This is a genomic window from Sphingomonas sp. Marseille-Q8236, from assembly GCF_965112005.1.
In genome coordinates this window covers 1,821,072-1,841,334 of the sequence record NZ_CBCOPO010000001.1, presented here as the reverse complement: position 1 = coordinate 1,841,334, position 20,263 = coordinate 1,821,072, and the positions used below count along the sequence as shown (strand labels likewise).

Genomic DNA, 20,263 nt, shown 5'->3' with positions numbered 1-20,263 from the left:
ACGGAGGGCGGAGTAAGAAGCGTCTACCCGTCCTCGGTCACTGCGTTGGGATTGTCCTTGTCCGGGTCGGGGCGGCCACCCGATCCGTGATAGGCCGCTCCGCTCTGGCCGCCATGGAAGTCGCCCTTGCGTTCGGGCACGCCTTCATATCCGCCGCCCTGGCTTTCGCCGCCATGTTTGCCGGGCGCGTCCGAGACGCCGTCGGGGGCACCCTTCTTTCCGTCCTTATCGACGGCCTGCATCGGCTGGGTCATGATCCGTCTCCTTCCCGGCTGCAACGCACGGGGCACGGATTGCGCTCCGGCGCGGACTGCCCCACATAGATCGATAAGACACTGCCAACGGGGAAAAGAGTGGCCGATCCATATCAGACGCTGGGCGTGAGCCGCACGGCCAGCGAAGCCGATATCAAGAAAGCCTATCGCAAGCTGGCGAAGGAACTGCATCCCGACCGCAATAAGGATAATCCCAAGGCGGCCGAGAAGTTCAGCCAGGTGACCAATGCCTATGACCTGCTGAACGACAAGGACAAGCGCGCCCGGTTCGATCGCGGCGAGATCGACGGTGACGGCAATCCCACCTCGCCCTTCGGCTATGGTGGCGGCATGGGTGGCGGCGGCCCGCGCCCCGGTTCGGGCAGCGGCGGCTTTCGCCAGCAATTCGACTTTGGCGGCGAGGGTGCCGACATGTCCGACATCTTCGAAGGGATGTTCGGCGGGGCCGGACGCGGCGGGTTCAGCGGCGGCTTTGGTGGTTTCGGCGGCGGCCGCCGGCCCGCGCAGAAGGGCAACAACATCGCCTATGCGCTCAAGGTCCCCTTTGCCGACGCCGCGACGCTCAGCGCGCAGCGGGTGACGCTGGGCGATGGCAAGACCATCGACCTGAAACTGCCCGCCGGGGTCGAGACCGGTACCCAGATGCGACTGGCCGGCAAGGGCGAACCCGGCGCGGGCGGCGCGGGCGATGCGATCGTCACGATCGAGGTCAGCCCCCATGCCTTCTTCACGCGTGACGGCGACGATGTCCGCCTGGACCTGCCCATCTCGCTGACCGAAGCGGTGCTGGGCGGACAGATAAAGGCCCCCACCGTCGAGCGCCCGGTCATGCTGACCGTGCCCAAGGGCACTACGTCGGGCAAGACGCTGCGCCTGAAAGGCAAGGGCTTTCACAAGAAGAATGGCGGGCGCGGTGACCAGTTGATCACGTTGATCATCGACATCCCCGCCGATGATGCAGCGCTGCAACGCTTTGCCGCCGAATGGACCGATGGCAGGAACCCGAGGGCCGCCATGGGCGTCTGATCGTTCCATGAGCGATGCGACCGGCCTGACCCCTGAAGAACGTGCACATTATCATGGCAAGGCCCGTCGACGGCTGGACCGGCAGATCGCCAAGGTCCGGCCGGGTTCCTATGCTTTCGAGGTCCTGAAACGCACCAGCCTGGGCGTGTTCAACGACGGCTTCATCCATGCCGGGAACCTGGCCTATCTGGCGCTGATGACGCTGTTCCCCTTCTTCATCACCACTGCCGCGCTGCTTTCTCTGTTCGGACAGAGCAACGAGACGCAGCATGCGGTGGAAAGCTTTCTCCATGTGCTGCCGCCCGATGTCAGCGACCTGTTGCGCAAGCCCATTTCCGATGTCTTGGCGGCGCGGACCGGTTCGCTGCTCTGGCTGGGCGGACTGGTCGGACTGTGGACGGTGGGCGGTTTCATCGAGACGATCCGCGACATCTTCCACCGCGCTTACGGGGTGAAGGCGACGGCGGCTTTCTGGCGCTCGCGGCTGTCCTCGACGCTGGTCATCATCGCCTCGGTCATCATCGCGCTGCTATCCTTCCTCGCCGCCGGTATCCTGACCGCGGCGGAGCAGTTCATCTATCGCCTCGTGCCCTTCGCGCAGGACGTGGCGGGCTGGGTCGGCCTGTCGCGCTTCATTCCCGGCGCCGTGATGTTCGGCGCGCTCTACATGCTCTTCTATTCGGTCACGCCCTCCAAATATCGCGAAAGCGACTGTCCCAAATGGCCCGGCGCGCTGTTCACCGCCGCCTGGTGGGTCAGCATGACGGCCTTGCTGCCCGTGGTGCTGGCGCAACTGGGCGGGTACGACCTGACCTATGGCAGCCTGGCGGGCGTGGTCGTGATGCTGTTGTTCTTCTATCTCATCGGCCTGGGCCTAGTTTTCGGCGCGCATTTGAACGCGGCACTGGCGGAACCACCGGAAACGGCGCTAGAGAGGGCGATTGAAGACAGTGAACCGGCAGGAGCGGTAACGGCGTGAACGGATTGATGGCAGGCAAGCGGGGGCTCATCATGGGCCTGGCCAATGACAAATCGCTGGCCTGGGGCATCGCCAAGCAGCTTTCGGAGGCGGGCGCGGAGCTCGCCTTTTCGTATCAGGGTGCAGCGATGGAGAAGCGGGTGCGCCCGCTGGCGGAACAGCTTGGCGTGGCGCGCCTGTTCGACTGCGACGTCTCCGAGATGGAGTCGCTCGACAAACTGTTTGAGGACCTGAAGGCGGAATGGCCGACGATCGACTTCGTCGTCCATGCCATCGGCTTTTCCGACAAGTCGCAGCTGCGCGGGCGCTATTACGACACCACGCTCGACAATTTCCTGATGACCATGAACATCTCGGCCTATTCGCTGGTCGCGGTCGCCCAGCGCGCGCGCACGATGATGCCCGCGGGCGGCTCGATCCTGACGCTGACCTATTATGGCGCGGAAAAGGTCATTCCGCATTACAACGTCATGGGCGTGGCCAAGGCGGCGCTGGAGACGAGCGTGAAGTATCTCGCGGTCGATCTGGGTCCGGAGAATATCCGCATCAATGCGATCTCGGCGGGCCCGATCCAGACGCTGGCGGCGCGCGGCATCGGCGACTTCAACTATATCCTCAAGTGGAACGAGCTGAACTCGCCGCTGCGTCGCACCGTGACGATCGAGGATGTGGGCGGTGCTGGCCTGTACATGCTGTCCGACCTGTCGTCGGGCGTGACGGGCGAGATCCACCATGTCGACGCCGGGTATAATGTCATCGGCATGAAGGCCGAGGACGCGCCGGACATCGCGCTGGCGTAACTAGCTCTTCCTCCCCTGCAAGGGGAGGGGGACCAGCGAAGCTGGTGGAGGGGTTTCCCCGCTCGCGAGCGAAACCCTTCCGCTCCACCGGCTACACCCCTCCGTCAGGGCTTCGCCCTGCCACCTCCCCTTCCAGGGGAGGAATAGCGGCCAACATTATCTATCGCGCCTAGCGCTCCGGCGACGCTAAAGACGAACCCATGTCCGAACAGCCCAACGCTGCCATCACCATCCGCCCTGCGCAGGGGCAGGACGTCGCCGCGCTCGACGCGCTGCTGGTCGCCAGCTTCCCCGCCCCCGCCGAAGCCGCGCTGGTCCGCGACCTGTGCGTCGAAGGCGACATGGTGCTGATGCTGGTCGCGATCGACGAGGCGACGGACGCGCTGGTCGGCGCGATCGCCTTCAGCCGCATGAGCGTCGAGATCGGCGGCAAGCCGATCAACGCGGTCGCGCTCGCCCCGATCGCCGTCGCGCGCGACTGGCGGCAACAGGGCGTCGGCGAGGCGCTGGTCGCCGCGGGGATCGAGCGGCTGGAGCAGGAGGGCGTCGTCCTGTGCTTCGCGCTGGGCGATCCCGCCTTTTACGGTCGCTTCGGATTCGCGGCGGACGTAGCGAGCGGTTTCGACAGCCCCTATGCGGGCGACTATTTCCTGGCGGTGCCGCTACAGGGCGGATTGATCCCCTGCGGCGTGCGGGGCGCCGCCGCCCATGCCCCCGCCTTCGCCCGGCTTGGAGACGCAGCGTGAGTTTCAACAGTTTCGGTCGCCTGTTCCGCTTCACCACTTGGGGCGAGAGCCATGGGCCTGCCCTGGGCGCGGTGGTCGATGGCTGTCCTCCGGGGATCGCGCTGTCCGAGGAGGACATCCAGCCTTGGCTCGACAAGCGCCGCCCGGGCACCAGCCGCTTCACCACCCAGCGGCGTGAGCCCGATCAGGTCCGCATCCTGTCGGGCGTGTTCGAGGGCAAGACCACCGGTACCCCGATCAGCCTGATGATCGAAAATGTCGACCAGCGCTCGAAAGACTATTCCAACGTCGCCCTCGCCTATCGCCCCGGCCATGCCGACTATGCCTATGACGCGAAATACGGCTTTCGCGACTATCGCGGCGGCGGGCGCTCCTCGGCGCGCGAGACGGCGGCGCGGGTTGCGGCGGGCGCGGTCGCACGCGCGGTGATCCCACAGGTCCGCATCCGCGCCTGGGTCGAATCGATCGGCGGCGACCGGATCGACTATGATGCCTTTGACGATGCGCAGATCGACGCGAACCCGTTCTTCTGCCCCGATGCGGCGGCGGCGGAACGCTGGGAAGCGATCGTCGATGGCGCGCGCAAGTCGGGTTCGTCGGTCGGGGCGGTCGTCGCGTGCGAGGTGACCGGCGTGCCGGCTGGCTGGGGCGCGCCGCTCTATGCCAAGCTGGACAGCGAACTCGCCTCGGCCTGCATGAGCATCAATGCGGTCAAGGGCTTTGAGATCGGCGACGGGTTCGCTGCCGCTGCGCTGACCGGCGAGCAGAATGCCGACCCGATGCGGATCGGTGACGGCACCCCGCAATTCCTGGCCAATCATGCCGGCGGCATCGCGGGCGGGATCGCCACCGGCCAGCCGGTGACGATGCGCGTCGCGTTCAAGCCGACCAGCTCGATCCTGACCCCCGTCGACACCATCACCCGCACCGGCGAGGAAACGCAGATCGCGACCAAGGGCCGTCATGATCCCTGTGTGGGCATTCGCGGCGTTCCGGTTGTGGAGTCGATGGTCGCGCTGGTTTTAGCCGATCAGGCGTTGCTTCATCGCGGTCAGTGTGGTTAAGTAGAGGAACGGACGTTCTCCTGCCTCGTTAACCAAGACGAGAACATAGCAGGAGAGAATCGATGCGTATCAAGCACATGATCGCCGCCGGCGCCCTTTTGATACCCGCCGCCGCCTTTGCGCAGGTATCGGGCGGTGCGACCGGGACCATGTCGGGCCAGACCACGGTACCGGGCCAGACCATGCCAGGACAAACCACCTTGCCCGGCCAGACCATGGGCCAGTCCGGTGACACGCTGACGACGCCGAGCACTACGACGCGTTCGACCACCCGCTCGAAGAGCCGTGCGCGTACCACCACGCCGGACAGCACGGTAAACACGCCGTCGACCCTGCCTGACGCGACCGGTTCGTCCACCACGACCGGCAGCGGCTCGCTGGGCAGCGACGCGACGACCAGCGGTTCGGTCGGCAGCGGGACGAGCGGCGGCACCACCACTCCGCCGACCAGCAGCGGCGGCGGCATGCGCTGATCCCCTTCGGGTGAGTCACTACGGGAAAGGCCCGGTCGCGGAAGCGGCCGGGCCTTTTATTTGGGTGTGGGCCGTGGCCTGAGCCAAGTCGAAGGCCAAGGGACTCCGCCTGAAAAGAAAAAAGGCCCCGACTCTCACCGGGGCCTTCGCAAATCAATCCGCGAACGGATCGCGAACCAGGATCGTGTCCTCCCGCTCCGGGCTGGTCGAAACCAGCGCCACCGGGCAGCGGATCAGTTCCTCGATCCGCCGGATATATTTGATCGCCTGCGCCGGAAGGTCGGCCCAGCTCCGCGCGCCAGCGGTCGATTCCTGCCAGCCTTCCATCGTCTCATAGACGGGGACGACCTTGGCCTGATCCGCCGCATGGGTTGGATAATAATCGAGCGTCTGGTCGCCCAGCTTGTAGCCCACGCAGATCTTCACCTCGTCGAACCCGTCGAGCACGTCGATCTTGGTCAGCGCGATGCCGGTGATACCGCCGACCGCCGCCGACTGGCGCACCAGCACCGAGTCGAACCAGCCGCAACGCCGCTTGCGGCCCGTGACGGTGCCGAACTCATGCCCGCGCTCGCCCAGACGCTGGCCAGTCTCGTCCTCCAGCTCAGTCGGGAACGGACCCGATCCGACGCGGGTGGTGTACGCCTTGGCGATGCCCAGCACGAAGCCGACGCCCGACGGCCCCAGGCCCGAGCCGCCCGCCGCGGCCCCCGCGATGGTGTTGGACGAGGTGACGAAGGGATAGGTGCCGTGATCGATGTCGAGCAGCACGCCCTGCGCACCCTCGAACAGGATGCGCTTGCCGCCGCTACGCGCCTCGTTGAGGTCGCGCCACACCGGCTTGGCGAAGGGCAGGACGAAACCCGCAATCTCGCGCAGATCGGCCAGCAGCCGCTCGCGATCGATCGGCGGCTCGCCGAACCCGGCGCGCAGCGCGTCATGATGCGCGCAGAGGCGGTCGAGCTGCGGCCCCAGGTCATCCAGATGCGCCAGATCGCAGACGCGGATCGCGCGACGGCCGACCTTGTCCTCATAGGCCGGGCCGATGCCGCGCCGCGTGGTGCCGATCTTGCCCGCACCGCTCGCATCCTCGCGCAGACCGTCGAGATCGCGGTGGATGGGGAGGATCAGCGGACAGTTGTCCGCGATGCGCAGCGTGTCCGGCGTGGCCTTCACGCCCTGCTCGCCCAGCCGCTCGATCTCGGCCTTCAGCGCCCAGGGGTCGAGGACGACGCCGTTGCCGATGACGCTGGGGGTGCCGCGCACGATGCCCGAGGGAAGCAGCGACAGCTTGTAGACATTCTCGCCGACGACCAGCGTGTGACCGGCATTATGCCCGCCCTGGAAGCGGACGACCATGTCGGCGCGCTCGGCCAGCCAGTCGACGATCTTGCCCTTGCCTTCGTCGCCCCATTGCGCGCCGATGACTGCTACATTTGCCATGGATGCTATGCTCCGCCTGCCGGACGGACCCCATGCGCCCTTCGACAGGACTCGGCGCGAGGGGGGTTTCCAATGATGTGCGGGGCGCGCCTAGCGGGACGCGGCCCCTGATGTCAACCGGCGATGGCGCGCGGCTCACCATCGTCGAGGATATGGGTGCAAAGCTGTGCCTGCGGGGTGTCCCCCTCCTCCAGCGCCTGCACCGTCACCCAGCCCTGCGCGCGCAGCGAGGCGCCCGTCGCAGACTCGGTGCCGAAGGGGAGGAACAGCCGCCGCCGCTCGGTCGGCGGGGCGGTGGCGACGATGGCGTCGGCATAGAGCGAGAAGCCGGTTGCCTTCTCCTCCGCGCCATCCTCGTGGAAGATCGTATAGGTGCCGCCGCGTCCCACCTCGCGCGGGGGCCCCGCGACGAAGAGCGAGAAGCCCAGCCAGCTCTGGAATTCGAAACCATGCCGCTCGGTCGGATCGAGCGTCATCGACACCCCCTCGCCCAGCGCGGCCGCGATGGCCTCCAGTGCATCGAGACGGCTGACCAGCACACCCTGGGCATCGAAGGCGCGGAGACGCGCGATGGCGGTTGCGAACGGCCCGGCGGCCTCGACCAGCGGCAGATAGGCGGGTGCGATCGCCGCGACACCGCCCGCATCCTTGGCATCCAGCCGATCGCGGAGCGCCGCCACTTGGTCTCCCGCGACCGGCAGCGGCCCGGTGGCCAGCAGGTCGACCAGATCGGGCAGGGTGAAGTCGATCGAAATGCCGGTCGTGCCCGCCGCGACCAAGGCCTCGACCGCGACCCTCACCACTTCGGTGGCGGCGGCGGTCGAGTCGAGCCCGATCAGCTCCGCCCCGATCTGCCGCCACTCGCGCGCAGGGGCGAGTTCGGAGCCGCGCAGGCGCACGACGGTGCCGGCATAGGACAGACGCACCGGGCGCGGGTGATGCCCCATACGCGTGGCCGCGATCCGCGCCACCTGCGCGGTCAGGTCGGGCCGGATGGCGAGCGTGCGCTGCGACACCGGATCGACGAAGCGCACCGCATCATGCAGCCCCCCGGCCTTCAGCCGCGAGCCCAGCGCCTCGGCGAACTCGATCGATGGCGGATCGGCGCGCTCATAGCCATGCAGCCGCGCCGCCTCCAGCACCCGCGCCTCGACCGATGCGGCGGCATCGGCATAGGGCGGAAGACGGTCGTGATAGCCTTCGGGAAGGAGCGCGGTCATCGGGTAAACCTGTTCATCAGCGTGTGCGCCACGCCGTCGGGGTTGGTCATCACATCCGCGTTTTGAAAGCGGATCACCGCATATCCATGCTGCGCCAGCGTGGAGGTGCGATGGGCGTCGCGTGATTGGTCGCTATGCGTATCGCCGTCAACCTCTATGACCAGCTTGTGGGACCGCGCGGCGAAGTCGGCGATATAGGGGCCGATCGGGACTTGGCGGGAGAATTTGATGCCGTGGAAGCGCCGGTCGCGCAGGATGAGCCAGAGGCGTTTCTCTGGTTCGGTCATCTCACGGCGCATGGCGCGGGCACGATCTCGAAGGATCGGATCCGTCTTCATGTCGATAGCTCCCCCTCGTCAAGAGAGCATACCACTCCCTCTCCCCCTCGGGGAGAGGGTCGGGGTGAGGGGCAGGGGCGAGGCGAGACATTTGTGCCCAGCCCCCACCCCTCACCCAACCCTCTCCCCGAGGGGAAGAGGGCTTTTTTTTACCTCAACCGATCAGAACACCAGGCCCATCGCGGTCTTCACGCCCGGCAGCGCCTTGACCTTGGCGAGCAGATCCGCGTCCACCGCCTCGTCGACCGAGAGCAGCAGCACCGCCTCGCCGCCCGCCGAGCGGCGGCCGAGGTGGAAGGTGCCGATATTGACGCCCGCCTCGCCCAGCGTGGTGCCCAGGCGGCCGATAAAGCCCGGCGCGTCCTCGTTGACGACGTAGAGCATCGGCCCGGCCAGATCGGCCTCGACCTTGATGCCGAACAGCTCGACCAGGCGCGGGGCCTGATCGCCGAACAGCGTGCCCGCGACCGAACGCTCGCCGTCCGCCGTCTTGACCGACACGCGCAGCAGCGTGTGGTAGTCGCCCTCGCGCTCGGTCCGCACTTCGCGCACCTCGACGCCGCGGTCGCGGGCGAGCAGCGGCGCGTTGACCATGTTGACCGTATCGGTCTGGTTGCGCAGGAAACCGGCCAGCACCGCGCTGACCATCGGCTTGGCGTTGAGGTCGGCCGCCGCGCCCTCGGTATGGACCGAGATGCGCGCGATCGCGCCCGTCGTCAGCTGGCCGACCAGCGCGCCCAGCTTTTCGGCGAGCGCCATGTACGGCTTCAACTTGGGCGCTTCCTCGGCCGACAGGCTGGGCATGTTGAGCGCGTTGGTGACGCCGCCCGACACCAGGAAATCGGCCATCTGCTCGGCGACCTGGATCGCGACATTGACCTGCGCCTCGGTGGTCGACGCGCCGAGATGCGGGGTCGAGATGAAGTTCGGCGTGCCGAAGAGCGGGCTCTCCTTGGCGGGCTCCACCTTGAACACGTCGAGCGCCGCGCCCGCGATATGACCCGAATCGAGTCCGGCCTTCAGCGCCTCCTCATCGACCAGACCGCCACGCGCGCAGTTGATGATCCGCACGCCCTTCTTGGTCTTGGCGAGATTCTCGGCCGACAGGATGTTGCGGGTCTGGTCGGTCAGCGGCGTGTGCAGCGTGATGAAGTCGGCACGGGCGAGCAGCTCGTCCAGCGTCACCTTCTCGACGCCCATTTCCACCGCGCGCTCGGGCGTCAGGAACGGGTCGAAGGCGACGACCTTCATCCGCAGGCCCAGTGCGCGGTCGGCGACGATCGAGCCGATATTACCCGCGCCGATCAGGCCCAGCGTCTTGGACGTGAGTTCGACGCCCATGAAGCGGTTCTTCTCCCACTTGCCGGCCTGGGTCGAGGCATCGGCCTCGGGCAGCTGGCGGGCGAGCGCGAACATCAGCGCGATGGCGTGTTCGGCGGTCGTGATCGAGTTGCCGAACGGGGTGTTCATCACCACCACGCCCTTGGCGCTGGCGGCAGGGATGTCGACATTGTCGACACCGATCCCGGCGCGGCCGACGACCTTCAAATTCGTCGCGTGCTCCAGGATCTCCTTGGTGACCTTGGTCGAGCTGCGGATCGCCAGGCCGTCATACTGGCCGATGATCGCCTTCAGCTCGTCCGGCGTCTTGCCGGTGATCTCGTCCACCTCGACCCCGCGCTCGCGGAAGATCTGGGCGGCCTTAGGGTCCATTTTGTCGCTGATGAGAACTTTGGGCATGGGGATTGCTCCGGGAATAGGGGAATTTCTCCCTCTCCCCGCTGGGGAGAGGGTCGGGGTGAGGGGTTGGGGCTGGGCGATCCATCTGCGGATCAGCCTAGTGCCGCCCCTCACCCAACCCTCTCCCCGGCGGGGAGAGGGCTAAGAAGGGTCAGGCCTTGGCGGTGGCGTAGGCCCAGTCGAGCCAGGGGCCGAGCGCCTCGATATCGGCGGTCTCGACCGTGGCGCCGCACCAGATGCGGAGGCCCGCGGGCGCGTCGCGGTAACCCGCCACGTCATAGGCGGCCCCTTCGGCCTCCAGCAGCGCGGCCATCTTCTTGATGACCGCCTCGTCCGCGCCCTCGACCGTCAGGCAGACGCTGGTGGTCGAGCGGATCGCCGGATCGGCCGCGAGATGGCCCAGCCAGTCGCGCTCTTCGACGATCTTGTTCAACGCCGCCGCATTGGTGTCCGAACGCTTGACCAGCGCCTCCGCGCCGCCCAGCGCCTTGCCCCATTCGAGCGCGAAGATCGCGTCTTCGACGGCCAGCATCGACGGCGTGTTGATCGTCTCGCCCTTGAACACGCCCTCGGTCAGCTTGCCCTTCGACACCAGGCGGAACACCTTGGGCAGCGGCCAGGCGGGGGTGTAGGTTTCGAGGCGCTCGACCGCGCGGGGGCCCAGGATCAGGACGCCGTGCGCGCCCTCGCCGCCCAGCACCTTCTGCCACGAGAAGGTCGCGACATCGATCTTGTCCCAGGGCAGGTCATAGGCGAACACCGCGCTGGTCGCGTCGGCGAAGGACAGGCCCTCGCGGTCGTCGGCGATCCAGTCGCCATTGGGCACGCGCACGCCCGAAGTGGTGCCGTTCCAAGTGAAGAGCACGTCGTTCGACCAGTCGACCGCGTTCAGATCGGCGATCTGGCCGTAATCGGCGCGCAGGACGGTGGGATCGAGCTTCAACTGCTTGACCGCGTCGGTCACCCAACCCTCGCCGAAGCTTTCCCAGGCCAGGGTGGTGACGGGGCGCGCGCCCAGCATGGTCCACATCGCCATCTCGAACGCGCCGGTGTCGGAGCCGGGGACGATGCCGATGCGGTGGGTGTCGGGGAGCTTGAGCAGCTCGCGCATCAGGTCGATGCAATATTGCAGCCGCTGCTTGCCCAGCTTCGAGCGATGCGAACGGCCGAGGCTGTCCGTCGCGAGCTTGGCCGCTTCCCAACCGGGAGGCTTGGCGCAGGGACCGCTGGAGAAATAGGGGCGCGCCGGTTTGGTGGCGGGCTTCGCGGGCGCAAGAGTGGCGTCAGCGGCAATCGTATCAGTCATTTAAGACTCTCCTCACAGAGAGCACGCGCGGCGTTGGGACCGCGTGGCCCGTCGACGGCCCTAGCGATGTCGATCGAAGATGACAACCAGAATTAGGGTAGCGCAATTTTTGCATTCCCTAAGCGCCGGCGCGTGGAGGTTTTACAAAGTCCAGTGGCTCCATGGCTTACCGGACGATCGTAACGCCCACGGCGCAGATCACTCCACCCCGTTGGCTCCGACATTCCTACATATCGTTTTTCAATATCTCTATTGATCGAAAATCAATATATCCTTATTGAATATCAATATTGATTCGGAATGGGAGGACAGAACGTCATGACACGCTTCGCCAGTCACATCAGTACCTTGCTGTACGCCGCGCTGCTCGCCATTCTGGCGTTTGTCACGGCCGTCATCCTGGCGTCGGTCGGCGTGCTGATCGTAGATGCGATTTCGCCGGGGGCGCTGGGGGCGGTGCATGTCAATGCGCAGGCGATCGACACCAAGACTCCCGCCGTGGTCGCCGCCGCGCTGGCGGTCATGCTGATGGTCTTGGGCCTCGCCTGGGCCGCGCTGCTGCCGCTGATCCAGATGTTGCGCAGCACGGCGGCAGGCGCGCCCTTTACCCTCGCCAACGTCAAGCGGCTCAACTGGATCGCGGGGACCATCGCGGTCGCCTATGTGCTGCAAATCCTCCTGCCCCCTATTCTGCCCTTCGAGTCGCAGGGCATGGTCAAGCCGATGGGTGTGGACGGTGTGTTCGCGGTCCTGCTGACCCTGGTGCTGGCGCAAATCTTCCGCGAGGGCGTGCGCCTGCGCGAGGATGCCGAGGGCACGATCTGATGGCGATCCGCATCAATCTCGACCGGCTGCTGCTCGACCGGCGTATGTCGCTGACCGAGCTGGCAGAGCGGGTCGACCTGACGCTCGCCAATCTGTCGATCCTGAAGACCGGCAAGGCGCGGGCGATCCGCTTCACCACGCTGGATGCGATCTGCACCGCGCTCGGCTGCCAGCCGGGCGACATATTGGAACATGTCGCAGACACGCCTCCGCATGGCTGATCGGGGCTGACAAAAGCGAAGCGGCGAGGAACAAGGGGGCATATGGTTCGCGTCCCCCTGTTTCTCGTCATTCCGATTCTGGGGGCTATGCTCCTATCTGCCTGCGGCCGTCCCGACCGACCCGTTCAGCAGGCCACGCGTCCAGAACCCTATCGCCCGCCGATCCGCGAAACCGCACAGTGCGAGGCCGACCTTCGGCGCGAAGGGGTCGATTATCGCCGCCTGCCCGACAAGGAGCTGGGTCCCGGCTGCGGCTTGTACGGCGCGGTACAGCTGACCGATATCGGCGTCCCTGTGACCGGCGTCACGGCGATGCGATGCGGCAATGCCCGCGCCTTTGCCGGATGGGTGCGCAACGCCGTCGCGCCCGCCGCCTGGCAGATCCTGGGCTCGCCGCTCGTCAAGGTGGAAGGCATGGGCACCTATGCCTGTCGCAACATCGTCGGATCCACCCGTATCGGCGACCGGCGTTCGGGGCATGCGCTAGCCAATGCGGTGGATGTCGGCGGCTTCGTATTGAAGGACGGGCGGCGGATCACGCTGCTGAACGACTGGTATTCGACCGATCCGCAGATTCGGCAATTCTGGACCACCATCCGCGCCTCGGCCTGTCGGCGCTTCGGCACGGTGTTGAGCCCCGATTACAACGCAGCCCACCGTAACCACCTGCATCTTGAAGACGATAGAGCGCATTTTTGCCGGTAGCGCACGCCGGATCGATACCCTACATCACCCAAAATGACCGATAAGACCCAAGTACCGAACCGCGTCTTCCCCAATGCCAGCCAAGACGCCGAAAGCGCCAAGACGATCGTCTCGACGCCGCAGACCGAAAGCCCGGCCTACACGCTGGCCTTTCAGGACATGGACTTCCTGCTGCGCGAAGACCTTCGCCCCGTCCGTTTCCAGCTGGAATTGCTGAAGGCGCAGCTGCTGCTCGAAGAGGCCAAGATCGCCTCGACTTTCGTCTTCTACGGCTCGGCGCGCATTCCGGAGCCCGCCAAGGCCAAGGCGATGCTCGATCTGGCGCATGACGACAAGTCGCGCAAGATCGCCGAGAATCTCGTCGCCAAGAGCAAATATTACGACATCGCACGCGAGCTGGCACAGATCACCAGCCGCCTGCCCCGCGACGACCGTGGCATGCGGCAATTCGTGGTCTGCTCGGGCGGTGGTCCCTCGATCATGGAGGCCGCCAATCGCGGCGCGCATGACGTCGGCGCCGAGTCGGTGGGCCTGAACATCGTCCTGCCGCACGAGCAGGCGCCCAACCCCTATGTCACGCCGTCGCTGTCGCTTCAGTTCCACTATTTCGCGCTGCGCAAGATGCACTTCCTGCTGCACGCCCGCGCGCTGGCGGCGTTCCCGGGCGGCTTCGGCACGTTCGACGAGCTGTTCGAGCTACTGACCCTGATCCAGACGGGCAAGATTCAACCCATCCCCGTGCTGCTGTTCGGCCGCGCCTTTTGGGAGCGCGTCGTCAATTTCGAGGCGCTGGTCGAAGAAGGCGTGGTGTCCGAGCGCGACCTGGGCATCTTCACCTATGTCGAAACCGCCGAAGAAGCTTGGGACGTCGTGCGCAACTTCTATGAGGAACGCGCCCGCAAGGAAGCCGAGCGGGGGTAATTCGCTCCGTCGTTTAAGGCGTTTGCAAAGCCCGTCTCCCGTCGGAGGCGGGCTTTGTTTTTGGATATCTCAGTAAATATGCGGCGGGGCGACGGCTTTTGCCCAAAAGTAGATATCAAGCGGCGAAGGAGCCACTCCTCACGACGAAATGCTCATGACAGTTTATCTGCACGCCCTGTCCACATCGCACATCGCCGGGATCTGCAATTCACGGCTTTCTTATTTCGGTATTTCGAATCCTACACTCTGCGTTCGCACAACCCTGTGAGCGACCCCGTTTGGGTCACGCGCTGGAGCAAATGTATAACGCCCAGGCATCGCACGGCACGCTGCAGCGTCAAGCGATGGCACCCCGCTAGTAATATCCACTTCGCATTGAACGATCTTGCCTGCTTCATCCACAATGTAACGCAGGCGTACGCCGGCCGACCTTAGTCCGTTCGGAAGGCGGGCAACTTCAAGGGTGACGTCAGGGGGGAGAGGAGAGGAGCGGCGCTCCTGCAGACGCCATTGGGCTCGGAAGCTGTAGATGCCTGGCATGGAGCGTCCGTCCGAAGATCGTGCCGCCACAAACTTCCCCTTCTGCATCGCTGCTGCGCACGTTTGACTGTCCAAAAGGTCAGAACCGCTGCTCACAACAATGTAGCACGCCCTCTGCTTACCAAGCTCGTCGACGTAGATGTCAGCTTGAACGAGCCCCTGTTCTTCGAGGGCAAGAGATCGGGCCAAGTAGTTGTTCGAATTCAACCAGTCATTAACGTTGAGTGCCTCGACAGGCGTAAAGCTTCCCGCCGTTGCCGTCGCGAGAGCCAAAACGATAGTTGCAAACAGCATTCCTCTCCCTCGCCCCTGCCCCTATTATTTGACACTAACACGATCGTCGGCAGCGGAGATACCCCCGTCGCGACCAACCGGAGCATCCCGTTTCACTGATGGCGATACCGGTTGTGGTGGTAACGATACCCACGTCAGCTTCCGCCGGAGCAAAGTCGAAGGCCACGGACGCACCCCAAAGAAAAAGGGCCGGACGTTTCCGCCCGGCCCCTTTCCGATAGGCTAGCCTGATTACGCCGCCTTCGACCGCGCGGCGCGCTTGCGCTCGTTGGGATCGAGGAAGCGCTTGCGCAGACGGATCGACTTCGGGGTCACTTCGACCATCTCGTCGTCGTCGATATAGGCGATGGCCTGTTCCAGCGTCATCTTCTTCGGCGGGGTCAGGCGGATGGCGTCATCCTTGCCGCCCGACGCGCGGAAGTTGGTCAGCTGCTTCGCCTTCATCGGGTTGACCTCGAGGTCATCCGTCTTGGCGTTCTCGCCGATGATCATGCCTTCGTACAGCGCTTCGCCGTGCCCGACGAACAGGATGCCGCGCTCTTCGAGCGGACCCAGTGCATAGCCCTGCGCTTCGCCCGCGCCGTTCGAGATCAGGACGCCGTTCTTGCGGCCCTCGATCTTGCCCTTGTGGGGGCCGTACTTCTCGAACAGGCGGTTCATGATGCCGGTGCCGCGCGTGTCCGACAGGAACTCGCCGTGATAACCGATCATGCCGCGCGACGGCGCGGAGAAGGTGATGCGGGTCTTGCCGCCGCCCGAGGGACGCATGTCGGTCATCTCGGCCTTGCGCAGATTCATCTTCTCGACGACCGTGCCCGAATATTCCTCGTCCACGTCGATGATGACGGTTTCGTACGGCTCGGTCTTCTTGCCGTCCTCGTCCTCGCCGAACAGCACGCGCGGGCGGCTGATGCCCAGCTCGAAGCCTTCGCGGCGCATCGTCTCGATCAGAACGCCCAGCTGGAGTTCGCCGCGACCGGCAACCTCGAAGCTGTCACGATCGTCGCTCTCGGTGACCTTCACCGCGACGTTCGATTCCGCTTCGCGCATCAGGCGGTCGCGGATCATGCGGCTGGTGACCTTGGTGCCCTCACGGCCTGCCATCGGCGAGTCGTTGACCGCGAAGCGCATCGACAGCGTCGGCGGATCGATCGGCTGCGCCTGAAGCGGCTCGGACACGCTGGTGTCGGCGATGGTGTTCGCCACGGTGGCGACGGCCAGACCGGCCAGCGAGATGATGTCGCCCGCCTTGGCTTCGTCCACCGGCACGCGGTCCAGGCCGCGGAACGACAGGATCTTCGATGCGCGGCCCGTTTCGATCACATTGCCCTCGGCGTCGAGCGCGTGGATCGCCTGGTTCAGCTTGACCGTGCCCGAGTTGACGCGGCCGGTCAGGATGCGACCCAGGAAGTTGTCGCGGTCGAGCAGCGTCACCAGGAAGGTGAAGGGCACGTCCTCGACTTCCACCTTCGGGGCGGGGACGTGGTTCACGATCGTCTCGAACATCGGGATCAGCGTGCCTTCGCGCGCGTCCATGTCGGTCGAGGCATAGCCGTTGCGGCCCGAGGCGTAGAGCACGGGGAAGTCCAGCTGTTCGTCATTCGCGTCGAGCGAGACGAACAGGTCGAACACTTCGTCCAGCACTTCCTGGATACGCGCGTCGGCGCGGTCGACCTTGTTGACGACGACGATCGGCTTCAGGCCGAGCGCCAGCGCCTTGCCGGTCACGAACTTCGTCTGCGGCATCGCGCCTTCCGACGAGTCGACCAAGAGGACGACGCCGTCGACCATCGACAGGATGCGCTCCACCTCGCCGCCGAAGTCGGCATGGCCGGGGGTGTCGACGATGTTGATGCGGATCGACTCGTCGCTGCCCGGCGGAGTCCAGTCGACCGAGGTCGGCTTGGCGAGAATCGTGATCCCGCGCTCCTTTTCCAGGTCGTTGGAGTCCATCGCGCGCTCTTCGACGCGCTGGTTGTCGCGGAAGGTGCCCGACTGGCGGAACAGCTGATCGACCAGGGTCGTCTTGCCATGGTCGACGTGCGCGATGATCGCCACGTTGCGGAGGCTCATGCAAATTTCTCTTGTTCGGAGGGTATGTCGCCGCGGCCCATAGCCGAAAGCGGGGCAAAGCGAAAGGGCGGCGCGGATATTGCGGCGCACAAAGCTGGTTGGCGCAAAAAACGTGCGAGCCAATCCCTTGTTCCTCTCCCGCAAGGGAAGGGGGACCAGCGAAGCTGGTGGAGGGGTAACCCCGTTAGTGGTGACACCCCTCCGTCAGCCCTTCGGGCTGCCACCTCCCCCTCTAAGGGGAGGAGATTACTTGGCCCTTGGCACCACCTTCAGCGTCCAGTCGGTGTCCGGCCGCAGATATTTGGCCGCCACCGCCTGAATATCGGCGGGCCCGATCGAGACGAAATCCTGCGCCAGGCGCTGGGTCGCCTCGACACGTTGCGGGTCATAGGCCGCCCCCGCCAGGCGCTGCATCCAGAACTGATTGCCCGACGCCATGCGCGCCAAGCGTTGCGCCATGGGCCGCTTGATCCGTTGCAACTCGTCCGCGCCGACAGGATGGGCGGCCAGATCGGCGGCGATGGCACGGGCGGTCGTCAGGAAGAAATCGACCTTGTCGGGCGCGACCATGCCGATCGCGATCATCCGCCCGCCGCCGGGCAGCCCGACGGGCCATTGGCTGGCGACCTGAGGACTATAGCTTGCCCCCGCCTTGGAGCGGAGTTGGTCCATCAGCCGGTCCGAAAAGACCTGCGCCAGCACGTCCAGACGGTTGCGGACGCGGTCGTCCGCCGATCCGCCGCCGGTCGGCCAGACGATCACCGCCGCCGCCTGGTCGGCGGGGCCGGTATGCGTCCGCACGACCGGGGTCGCGACATGGGCGGGAAAGCGAACCGGCGGCACCGGGCCCGTCGCCGTGGGCCGCGCCGGGATCGCACCAAAGCTGTTCGCCACCGCCGCGATCGCCTCGTCCGCCTTTACGTCGCCGAAGATCGAGACTTCGATCGGCCCGCTGGCGAGCAGCGGCGCCCAGAGCGCCTTGAAGGATTCGGGTGTGGTCGCCTGGATCGCCTCGCGTGGGGGCGTGCCCCAACGTGGGTCGCCGTCGCGCAACAGCCGCTCCAGATCATGGCCCAGCACCCCGTCGGGCGAGGAATCGAACCCGTCATAGCCCGCGAGCATCGCCGCCTTGGCACGATTGACCGGCGCGGGGTCCCAGCGCGGCGCGACCAGCTTGGTCGCCATCAGCCGCAGATTGTCGGCATAGTCGCTGGGGGCACTCAGTGCGTTGAAGGCAAAGGCATCGTCGTCGATGTCGAAGTCCATCCCCATGCGACGCCCGGCGGTCAGCCGGTCCAGATCGCCCTGGTCGAACTTGCCGATGCCGCCCGCAACCAGGGCGAGGTCCGCCGGCCAGGCCGCGCTCTCCCGGTCGGCGGGCAAGGCATCATAGCCACGCCCGAACCGCACCCGCAGATAGACGCGCGCCGTCTCGCCGTCATTGGCGAGCAGCAGCAACCGGGTGCCATTGGCAAAGGTGACCTTCTCCAGCCCCAGTTCGGCGATCTTTTCACGCGAGACGACCTTGCCCGGCGGGCCCAGCCGGGGAAGCTGCGCGAAGGTCACCTCCCCCTGGCGACGGCGATGCTCGGCCAGCGGGCGGACATCGGCCTTCAGCGCAGTGGTCAGGCGCGCGACCGCATCGGGCTTCGCCGTGCGGGTATTGACCAGCGCGCGGGTCGCGGTGCCCTGGAATATCCTGCGGGTGGAGGCGAGGATCGTGTCCGGCGTGAACATCTTCTTGTCGATCGCCTGACGCAGGATCTGATAGCTCGTCTCGGGCGCGGTCACGGTTTCGCGAATGTCGAGCGCGCCGACCATGTCGTCGGCCTGCTTCGCCCCGGCCTCCACCCGCGCGGTTTCGACCTGGGTACGCAGGATCGCGTCGTAATCGGCCAGTTCGCGATCGATCTCGCCTTGTGTCGGCTTGCTCGCCATGGCGGAGGCGATGACGGCACGCACGTCCTTCAGCGCGGCCTCCCAATTGTCACCGATCGGGACGACATTGACCGTGGTGACATTGGCCGAGCGCGAGACATCGTCGAGCGCGACGCTGGATTGCAGGAAGCTGCCCCCCGCCCGCGCACGGTTTTCCAGGCGACGGCTGATCAGCCGGGCGGCGACCATGTCGACCATCCGCTTCTGGTTGAAGATCGCCGTATCGTCCTGATAATGCCAAGGGCGCAGCACCGCCATCGCGACGACCGGCGGCATGGCCGGTTCGACCAGCGCACCCGCCACCGGCGCATCCGCCCTGGGGCTGCCGAAATCGGGCGCGGGCGGCTTGGGGCCGACGCCTTGCCACGCCCCGAAATTCTTGGCGACCAGACGCGCGAACAGCAGCGGGTCGAGATCGCCCGAAATGATCACCACGGTATTTTCGGGACGATACCAGCGGTCGTGAAAGGCGCGCACCGTATCGGGCGTCGCGGCCTCCAGGGTCTTGAGCTGACCGATCGGGGAACGCTCGGCCAGTGGCTGTCCGGCGAAGAAGGTTTCGCGCAGCTTGTCCGAATAGCGGACCTGCGGCCCCGGCTGTTCGCGCCGTTCTGCCAGCACCACCGGGCGTTCGGCATTGAGCGCTTCCGCCGTCAGCGACGGAGCGGCCATCATGCCCGCCAGAATCTTCAGGCTTTCGTCCAGCCCCTGCTCGGTCGCGCCGGGCAGGTCGAGCTGATAGACGGTCTGGGTCGGGGTAGTGGACGCGTTGGAATCCGAGCCGAAGGTCGCGCCCAGCCGCTGCCAGATGCGTTTGGCCTCGCCATCGGGCACATGCTGCGATCCGCGAAAGGACAGATGCTCGATCAGATGGGCAAAGCCGCGCTCCGAATCGCGTTCGTTGAGCGACCCGGCATCGATCCGCACGCGAACCGCCACCTGCCCCGGCGGCACGCCGTTGCGCCGGACGGCATAGCGGAGACCATTGGGCAAGGTGCCGAACTTCCACGCCTTGTCCTGCGGCAGATCGGAGTCCTTGTAGAGCCATGCGCTCTGGTCCACGCCTGGAATTGGCGGCAGCGGGGCGAGCGGATCGCGGACCGCCTCCTGCGGCGCGGTCGCCACGGTGGCGGGGACCGGCATCCCCTGCGGGACCGATCGGTCGTCCGGCCTGTTGGTCTGGGGGGGCGTCCCCCCGGGGGCCTGGCCGATGACAGGAAGCGCCAGCCCGAGAAGGACCGACAGGGCAAGACAGCGCATTGCGCGGGACGGAAACGCCATCCCCCCTCTTACCCTGCGACCCGCCGCTTCGCCAGTCGCCCCTAAATCGCCCCAA

The 20,263-nt window shown here is 66.0% G+C and carries 18 protein-coding genes; 10 read left to right on the top strand and 8 right to left on the bottom strand.

All coding sequences use genetic code 11. The features are described from left to right. Window positions 1-23: 23 nt before the first annotated feature. Entirely contained in the window at window positions 24-254 is a 231-nt protein-coding gene (locus ACWPWT_RS08740) for a hypothetical protein (protein WP_454279354.1), read from the bottom strand. Between the two features lie 99 nt (window positions 255-353). Here ACWPWT_RS08740 and ACWPWT_RS08735 point away from each other — a divergent pair, with 99 nt between their 5' ends. The 6 genes from ACWPWT_RS08735 to ACWPWT_RS08710 all read left to right on the top strand — a co-directional run bounded on the left by ACWPWT_RS08735 (window position 354) and on the right by ACWPWT_RS08710 (window position 5,363). Beyond that, the gene (locus ACWPWT_RS08735) at window positions 354-1,301 is read left to right on the top strand and encodes a DnaJ C-terminal domain-containing protein (RefSeq protein ID WP_454279353.1); all 948 of its coding nucleotides are present in this window, start codon (window positions 354-356) and stop codon (window positions 1,299-1,301) included. 7 nt (window positions 1,302-1,308) lie between these two features. Beyond that, complete coding sequence (locus ACWPWT_RS08730) at window positions 1,309-2,280, top strand: YihY/virulence factor BrkB family protein (RefSeq protein WP_454279352.1); 972 nt, start codon at window positions 1,309-1,311, stop codon at window positions 2,278-2,280. Between the two features lie 8 nt (window positions 2,281-2,288). Then, entirely contained in the window at window positions 2,289-3,080 is a 792-nt protein-coding gene (gene fabI, locus ACWPWT_RS08725; RefSeq protein ID WP_454279907.1) for an enoyl-ACP reductase FabI, read from the top strand. Between the two features lie 200 nt (window positions 3,081-3,280). After that, window positions 3,281-3,826 (top strand): GNAT family N-acetyltransferase, encoded by a 546-nt coding sequence (locus ACWPWT_RS08720; RefSeq protein ID WP_454279351.1) that lies wholly within the window; start codon window positions 3,281-3,283, stop codon window positions 3,824-3,826. Next, the gene (aroC, locus tag ACWPWT_RS08715) at window positions 3,823-4,890 is read left to right on the top strand and encodes a chorismate synthase (protein WP_454279350.1); all 1,068 of its coding nucleotides are present in this window, start codon (window positions 3,823-3,825) and stop codon (window positions 4,888-4,890) included. Before ACWPWT_RS08720 ends, aroC begins: the two co-directional genes overlap by 4 nt. 62 nt (window positions 4,891-4,952) lie before the next feature. Continuing rightward, on the top strand, window positions 4,953-5,363 hold the full coding sequence (locus ACWPWT_RS08710) for a hypothetical protein (RefSeq protein ID WP_454279349.1): 411 nt from the start codon (window positions 4,953-4,955) through the stop codon (window positions 5,361-5,363). A gap of 153 nt (window positions 5,364-5,516) precedes the next feature. Here ACWPWT_RS08710 and ACWPWT_RS08705 read toward each other — a convergent pair whose 3' ends face one another. The 5 genes from ACWPWT_RS08705 to ACWPWT_RS08685 form a co-directional block, all read right to left on the bottom strand. After that, window positions 5,517-6,806: an adenylosuccinate synthase gene (locus ACWPWT_RS08705; protein ID WP_454279348.1), complete on the bottom strand. Its 1,290-nt coding sequence runs from the start codon at window positions 6,804-6,806 to the stop codon at window positions 5,517-5,519. 113 nt (window positions 6,807-6,919) lie between these two features. Further along, complete coding sequence (locus tag ACWPWT_RS08700) at window positions 6,920-8,026, bottom strand: ATP phosphoribosyltransferase regulatory subunit (protein ID WP_454279347.1); 1,107 nt, start codon at window positions 8,024-8,026, stop codon at window positions 6,920-6,922. Beyond that, window positions 8,023-8,364, bottom strand: a complete 342-nt coding sequence (locus ACWPWT_RS08695; RefSeq protein WP_454279346.1) for an endonuclease domain-containing protein — start codon at window positions 8,362-8,364, stop codon at window positions 8,023-8,025. The genes ACWPWT_RS08700 and ACWPWT_RS08695 overlap by 4 nt, the downstream gene beginning before the upstream one ends. 162 nt (window positions 8,365-8,526) lie before the next feature. Further along, window positions 8,527-10,104: a phosphoglycerate dehydrogenase gene (gene serA, locus ACWPWT_RS08690; RefSeq protein ID WP_454279345.1), complete on the bottom strand. Its 1,578-nt coding sequence runs from the start codon at window positions 10,102-10,104 to the stop codon at window positions 8,527-8,529. Between the two features lie 151 nt (window positions 10,105-10,255). Then, a complete protein-coding gene (locus ACWPWT_RS08685; protein WP_454279344.1) occupies window positions 10,256-11,410 on the bottom strand; it encodes a phosphoserine transaminase in 1,155 nt (384 codons plus the stop codon). Window positions 11,411-11,728: 318 nt separating this feature from the next. On the opposite strand from ACWPWT_RS08685, the gene ACWPWT_RS08680 reads away from it, so the two are divergent. The 4 genes from ACWPWT_RS08680 to ACWPWT_RS08665 are packed head-to-tail and all read left to right on the top strand — an operon-like array spanning window position 11,729 to window position 14,082. After that, complete coding sequence (locus ACWPWT_RS08680; protein ID WP_454279343.1) at window positions 11,729-12,235, top strand: DUF2975 domain-containing protein; 507 nt, start codon at window positions 11,729-11,731, stop codon at window positions 12,233-12,235. Next, window positions 12,235-12,456, top strand: a complete 222-nt coding sequence (locus tag ACWPWT_RS08675) for a helix-turn-helix domain-containing protein (protein WP_261269311.1) — start codon at window positions 12,235-12,237, stop codon at window positions 12,454-12,456. The genes ACWPWT_RS08680 and ACWPWT_RS08675 overlap by 1 nt, the downstream gene beginning before the upstream one ends. Before the next feature lie 42 nt (window positions 12,457-12,498). Beyond that, entirely contained in the window at window positions 12,499-13,161 is a 663-nt protein-coding gene (locus ACWPWT_RS08670; RefSeq protein ID WP_454279342.1) for an extensin family protein, read from the top strand. A 33-nt stretch (window positions 13,162-13,194) separates the two neighbouring features. After that, entirely contained in the window at window positions 13,195-14,082 is an 888-nt protein-coding gene (locus tag ACWPWT_RS08665; protein WP_454279341.1) for an LOG family protein, read from the top strand. Between the two features lie 1,065 nt (window positions 14,083-15,147). Here the strand turns inward: ACWPWT_RS08665 and typA are convergent. Together typA and ACWPWT_RS08655 are read right to left on the bottom strand one after the other, a co-directional pair. Then, window positions 15,148-16,989 carry a translational GTPase TypA gene (gene typA, locus ACWPWT_RS08660; RefSeq protein WP_261269314.1) on the bottom strand — a complete coding sequence of 614 codons (1,842 nt, stop codon included), beginning with the start codon at window positions 16,987-16,989 and terminating at the stop codon, window positions 15,148-15,150. A gap of 246 nt (window positions 16,990-17,235) precedes the next feature. Further along, window positions 17,236-20,208, bottom strand: a complete 2,973-nt coding sequence (locus tag ACWPWT_RS08655) for a M16 family metallopeptidase (protein WP_454279340.1) — start codon at window positions 20,206-20,208, stop codon at window positions 17,236-17,238. Between the last annotated feature and the right edge of the window lie 55 nt (window positions 20,209-20,263).

Excerpts from the sequence above, each read along its gene's own strand:
- ACWPWT_RS08740 (WP_454279354.1), bottom strand. The coding sequence starts at position 254 with ATGACCCAGCCGATGCAGGCCGTCGATAAGGACGGAAAGAAGGGTGCC.
- ACWPWT_RS08730 (WP_454279352.1), top strand. The coding sequence starts at position 1,309 with ATGAGCGATGCGACCGGCCTGACCCCTGAAGAACGTGCACATTATCAT.
- fabI (WP_454279907.1), top strand. The coding sequence starts at position 2,289 with ATGGCAGGCAAGCGGGGGCTCATCATGGGCCTGGCCAATGACAAATCG.
- ACWPWT_RS08720 (WP_454279351.1), top strand. The coding sequence starts at position 3,281 with ATGTCCGAACAGCCCAACGCTGCCATCACCATCCGCCCTGCGCAGGGG.
- ACWPWT_RS08710 (WP_454279349.1), top strand. The coding sequence starts at position 4,953 with ATGCGTATCAAGCACATGATCGCCGCCGGCGCCCTTTTGATACCCGCC.
- ACWPWT_RS08705 (WP_454279348.1), bottom strand. The coding sequence starts at position 6,806 with ATGGCAAATGTAGCAGTCATCGGCGCGCAATGGGGCGACGAAGGCAAG.
- ACWPWT_RS08700 (WP_454279347.1), bottom strand. The coding sequence starts at position 8,026 with ATGACCGCGCTCCTTCCCGAAGGCTATCACGACCGTCTTCCGCCCTAT.
- ACWPWT_RS08695 (WP_454279346.1), bottom strand. The coding sequence starts at position 8,364 with ATGAAGACGGATCCGATCCTTCGAGATCGTGCCCGCGCCATGCGCCGT.
- serA (WP_454279345.1), bottom strand. The coding sequence starts at position 10,104 with ATGCCCAAAGTTCTCATCAGCGACAAAATGGACCCTAAGGCCGCCCAG.
- ACWPWT_RS08685 (WP_454279344.1), bottom strand. The coding sequence starts at position 11,410 with ATGACTGATACGATTGCCGCTGACGCCACTCTTGCGCCCGCGAAGCCC.
- ACWPWT_RS08680 (WP_454279343.1), top strand. The coding sequence starts at position 11,729 with ATGACACGCTTCGCCAGTCACATCAGTACCTTGCTGTACGCCGCGCTG.
- ACWPWT_RS08675 (WP_261269311.1), top strand. The coding sequence starts at position 12,235 with ATGGCGATCCGCATCAATCTCGACCGGCTGCTGCTCGACCGGCGTATG.
- ACWPWT_RS08670 (WP_454279342.1), top strand. The coding sequence starts at position 12,499 with ATGGTTCGCGTCCCCCTGTTTCTCGTCATTCCGATTCTGGGGGCTATG.
- ACWPWT_RS08665 (WP_454279341.1), top strand. The coding sequence starts at position 13,195 with ATGACCGATAAGACCCAAGTACCGAACCGCGTCTTCCCCAATGCCAGC.
- typA (WP_261269314.1), bottom strand. The coding sequence starts at position 16,989 with ATGAGCCTCCGCAACGTGGCGATCATCGCGCACGTCGACCATGGCAAG.
- ACWPWT_RS08655 (WP_454279340.1), bottom strand. The coding sequence starts at position 20,208 with ATGGCGTTTCCGTCCCGCGCAATGCGCTGTCTTGCCCTGTCGGTCCTT.